General features: G+C 39.6%; 1 protein-coding gene. It reads right to left on the bottom strand.

All coding sequences use genetic code 11. The features are described from left to right. Positions 1-1,254: NAD(P)H-quinone oxidoreductase subunit F (locus tag ACN4EE_RS23455; protein WP_431708923.1), on the bottom strand; the 1,254-nt coding region annotated here is incomplete at its 3' end. Positions 1,255-1,274 lie beyond the last annotated feature (20 nt).

Genomic DNA, 1,274 nt, shown 5'->3' with positions numbered 1-1,274 from the left:
TAAAACCGCAAATAACCAAGGTTGAGAGGAAGGCAAATCATCCCCAAGACGAGGCAGAATCCAAAAACCACCGAGGGGAGGAAAACCAACTAATCCAAAAGTACCCACTAAAAAGGATATACCAGTTAAAGGGCGACGTTTCCATAAACCGCCTAAAAGTGTTATATCTTGAGTCACATTACTGATAATAACTGTACCGATACTCATATACAACAAAGCCATCGCCACAGCGTAAACCACTATCAAAAGTAATGCCGTTTGCTCATGATTTGTACCAATAGCGATAAAAACTAATCCCATATAAGCGCTAACAATATAGGATAGCACCCGTTTTAAATCCACTTGGGCAATGGCAATTAAAGAAGCTAATATAGCAGTTACCGCCCCAACGATTACCACAATTTCTGAGACTATGGGGGAAATTTCTAACACTGGTTGCAGTTGAATTAAAACATAAGCCCCCACCGCTACTACGATCGAATTTCTTAAAATAGAAGCAGGTAAAGGACCTTCCATAGCTTCATCCAACCACAATTGTAAAGGAATTTGCGCACATTTGGCGATGGGACCCGCAATCAGAAGTAAACAGAGTAAAGTAGAGAAGGTAGCATCAATAGGAGAATTATTAGCCCAAAATGCTAAGTAATTATAATTCCATGTGCCAGAAAAGGGATAAATGGCGATTACTCCCATTAATAATAGAATATCTCCCACCCGTTTTGTCCAAAAAGCATCCCTCGCACCAGATACCACTAAGGGTTGAGCAAACCAGAAACCCACTAATAAATAAGTACCAAGAGTGAGAATTTCTAAATAAACGTAGCTGAAAAATAAGGAGTTACACAAGACTAAACCACACATTCCTGCCTCGAAAAAACCGACTAAGGCGTAAAATCTAGCCCATCCCCAATCCATTTCCAGATAACCGACAGCGTATAGTTGACACAAGACATTTAACCCAGTGATTAAAGCTAAAGCGCCCACACTGATAGAAGAAATCTGTATGTCAAAAGAGATATTTAAACCTGCTACTTCTAACCATGTAAAACGCAATTCTTGGGCTGGTTTTTCCCAAATTTGATATAAAGCGATGACACTGTGAATAAATGCCATCGATGTCATCACAATATTAATATACCCTGCTGGGCGAGAGCCTGTTTTTCGTATGATACCGGGCGACCACAGTAGAGCAATCAAGCCTCCAATCAGGGTATAACAGGGAATAAACCAGATTGTTTCACTAAAAAAAGTCATATTGTAAAAATTAATACTTG

It is taken from the genome of Geminocystis sp. CENA526, from assembly GCF_050753365.1.
Taxonomy (GTDB): Bacteria; Cyanobacteriota; Cyanobacteriia; order Cyanobacteriales; family Cyanobacteriaceae; genus Geminocystis.
This window is presented reverse-complemented; position numbering and strand designations above follow the sequence as displayed.